The sequence below is a fragment of the Candidatus Deferrimicrobiaceae bacterium genome (assembly GCA_035256765.1).
Taxonomy (GTDB): domain Bacteria; phylum Desulfobacterota; class Deferrimicrobia; order Deferrimicrobiales; family Deferrimicrobiaceae; genus CSP1-8.
The window spans coordinates 1-3,482 of record DATEXR010000046.1; the positions used below are offsets into that span (position 1 = coordinate 1).

At 66.9% G+C, this 3,482-nt stretch carries 4 protein-coding genes; all 4 read left to right on the top strand.

Annotated features, from left to right (window positions below):
- A partial coding sequence (locus VJ307_01465) for a cbb3-type cytochrome c oxidase subunit I (protein ID HJX72796.1) occupies window positions 1-758 on the top strand: 758 nt, incomplete at its 5' end.
- Between the two features lie 116 nt (window positions 759-874).
- Window positions 875-1,801, top strand: a complete 927-nt coding sequence (locus VJ307_01470) for a DUF1858 domain-containing protein (protein HJX72797.1) — start codon at window positions 875-877, stop codon at window positions 1,799-1,801.
- Between the two features lie 12 nt (window positions 1,802-1,813).
- The gene (locus VJ307_01475) at window positions 1,814-2,215 is read left to right on the top strand and encodes a DUF6306 domain-containing protein (GenBank protein HJX72798.1); all 402 of its coding nucleotides are present in this window, start codon (window positions 1,814-1,816) and stop codon (window positions 2,213-2,215) included.
- A gap of 1,077 nt (window positions 2,216-3,292) precedes the next feature.
- Window positions 3,293-3,482 (top strand): hypothetical protein (locus VJ307_01480; GenBank protein HJX72799.1); only part of this gene is annotated, 190 nt, incomplete at its 3' end.

Here is a 3,482-nt window from a genome sequence, read left to right on the forward strand (position 1 = left end):
GGGTGGAAGGCATGTTCGAGGTCTTCGCCGTGGTGGTGATCGGTTTCCTGATGGTCCGGCTGGGACTGGTGACCGCGCACTCCACGCTCCGCGCCACCTATTTCCAGTTGATCATCCTGCTGGGCAGCGGTATTATCGGCACCGGCCACCACTATTACTGGATCGGCGCGCCTCGGTACTGGCTCTGGATCGGAGGGATCTTCTCCGCCCTGGAGCCGCTGCCCATCCTCCTGATGGTCATCGACACGATGAACCACGTGAAGGAGCGCAAGACGCAGATCGTCAACCGCCTCACCTGGACCTACGCGGTGGGGTGCGCGATCTACCACATGATCGGGGCGGGGGTTTTTGGATTCCTCCACACGCTGCCGCAGATCAACTACTACACGCACGGCTCCCAGGTCACCGTGTCCCACGGCCACCTGGCGTTCTTCGGCGCCTACGCACTCCTCAATCTCACGACCTTCTACTTCGCGATGCCGAAGATCAAGGGGATCGAGGTGTTCGACGAACGGCGCGGGAAATACGGCTTCTGGACGATGAACGTCGCGATGATGATCATGGGGCTCACCTTCGGTGTGGCCGGAGTCCTGCAGACTTACATCGAGCGGGTGCTGGGATTGGGGTACATGACGGCGCAGTCGTACATGCGGCTCTGGATGGGGGTCACCATGACCGCGGGGGTCTTCTTCCTGATCGGTCTGCTCACCACCGTCACGGACCTCCTCACCCTGCGGCCGGCCAGGCAGCGAACGTAGCCGGAAACGCCGGGGGGAAGCGAATCCTCCCCCCGGCGAAGGATTTCTAACCTCACGGGGGGGCGCCCGAGGCGCTCCCCGCTCCGAACCGAACGAAACCGATTTCCGGAGGAACGATGGATCGGTACACCAAAGCATTTGTCGTAGCGTCTCTCGGATACTTTTTCCTGGCTTCCCTGCTGGGGGTCTGGATGGGAGCCGGGGAAGCGGCAGGGTGGGTGCCCTTCGCCCATATCCACTTCAACCTTCTCGGCTTCATGTCGATGATGATCTACGGGGTGGGATACTTCATCCTGCCCCGGTTCAACGGGCGCACCCTGCGCTGGCCCTCCTGGGTCCCGCTCCACTTCTTTGCGGCCAACATCGGGCTGATCGGGATGGTGGCCACGGCCCCCGAGCGACCCTCGACGGGGTTCGTCCTGTTCGCCGGTCTGTCGGTCGTGTCGGTGGCGATGTTCGTGATCAACCTCGGCGCAACGATGCTCATCGCGCCGGCGGAGAAGGCGGAAGACGAGGAGGCTGAGGCTTTGGCGAGGCCGCAGGCACCACCGCCTCCCCGGGTCGACATCCACCCCGACATGCGGGTGGGGGAGATCCTCACCCGGTGGCCGCAGACGGTGGAGGTCTTCGTGGCAAACGGATTCGCTTCCCTGGGGAACCCGGAGCACCGGGAGCAGGTCAAGCAGATCCCCATCACGCTCCGGATGGCGTGCCAGCGGCACAACGTCGATCTCGAACCGATGGTCGCCCTGCTGATTTCCGCCGCCGGGGGGGCGCCCCAGCCGGCCGTGGCCGGCATGTCCGCCGGAGGACCGGCGCGCAAAGACGGACTCTCCCGGGGAGAGCCGATCCGCGCGGAGAACATCCTGGGCGACATCCTCTCGGCCTACCCGGAGACCGAGAAGGTGTTCCGGAAATATTACGGAGACGGGTGCTTCTCCTGCCCCGGCCAGGCGACCGAAAGCGTCAAGCAGAGCGCGATGATGCACAACGTGATCGAGAAGCAGATCCTGTCCGACCTGAACCGGGCGGCGGGGTTTTAGGAAGGAGAGACCATGATCGACCGGATGCAGGAACTGCTCGAGGCGGAGCGCGCGGGAGTGAAATGCCTCTCCGCGATGGCGGATTCCTCCCCGGAGGGGGAGAAGAAGGATTTCCTGGTTTTCCTGCGGAACGACGAGGGCCGGTTCTGCGCCGGGCTGTACCGGCTCATCCGGGACAGGAAGGGAACCCCCACCGACCGGACAGGGACCTTCGCGGACAAGGTCCTCGCCCTCGAGGGGGAGGCCGAGCGGCTGGCGCTCCTCATCAAGGGGCAGTCGTGGGTCGTCCGAAAGATCGACGAGATCCCGACCGCGGAGATGACCCCGGACGAGAAGTCGTTCTTCGACGACATGCACAAGGCCCACGTGGTCAACATCGAGGCGTGCCGAAAATACCTGCCCGCCGGGGGATGATGCTAGGGAGGGAGCGGCTCCGTTGTCTCTGGGGGGGGACCGCTCCAAGGCATGGGCCCTCCTGCTCCATGGGCCCGGAACCGGCTCTGCTCCCTCGGAGGGGGGCCGCTCACTCCGTCGCTCGCCTTGCGTCGAACCCGCAAGGCTGCGCTCAACCTTCGCCGGAAAGCTCCGTTCGGACCCCCCTCCTGCGTGCGCTCCGCCGCAAGGGCCCATTGGTTGGTGGGGAGCCGGGGCGAGCGGGAACGCCGGAGGTGAAGCCGCTCCCGGTGACCTTTCGGCCCTCGGGGTTCCTCCGGCTGAAGTTGCCTCCGGCGGGAGGACCCTGGCTCGCGGTGCAGCCGCAGGAGGGGGATCCCGGAGGCAATGCCGGTCCAAGGGGGCCTCGCAACAGGGTGCACGCCGGGTGCGGCAGCCGCAGGAGGGAGGGCGGAGTGAGGCCGGCCTCCAGGGGTCCGTTGCCGAAGAGGCCGTGCACCGAGAGGGTCGATGCGCCGCTTCCGGCGAGGCGCCCGACCGAAGCGTACCCGCTGCGGTACGGTGAGGGAGGGCAACGAAGCCGGAGCGAGGGGCCTGTCCCCGGAAGGGTCGGCAGCCGAGGCGAAGCGGATGCGCCGTCAGACCGCGAAGGACGACCGAGCACGGCGCAGGCGTACTTCCGGTACGCCGAGCCGGGCGCAGGGAGTCCGACAAAGGGCTGGCGGTGCAGACCGAGCCGCAGGCGCCGGTCGCCAACAGGGCTGCCTTTTCTGCTGCGACAAGCGATCCCCGGGCTGCGTCGGGCGTGCTCGTCGCTCGCTTGTGCGGCGTACTTGCCGTACGCCTCCGCACTCGCTCCTGCGCTTGCCCGCCTCGCCTCGGGTCTCCCTTGTCTCGCGACGAAACCCTTCCGGGGACCGGCCCCCTGCAGCGCCCCTCGAATGCCGGGATCTGAGGGAATGGCCCCCTGGAGACCGGAGCGCAGCCGTGCAGGTTCATCGCACGGCGAGCCACGAACGGAGCCCCCTCCAAGGCTGCGCAGCTGGTCCCGTGCCGTGGTAAGCTGACGGCAATTAACCGAGGCAGGGAGGGGGCGCCATGCACACGGCGAAGTGGGACGCCATCGAGGGGAAGACGGTCACCGACCCCGGCGCGGAGGGCGTCACCATCCGGGTCCTGATGGGGGACAACGTCGGGGCTCCCACCTTCACGATGCGCCATTTCGAGGTCGCCCCCGGCGGCCGCACCCCGTTCCACGCGCACCCGTGGGAACACGAGGTCTACGTTC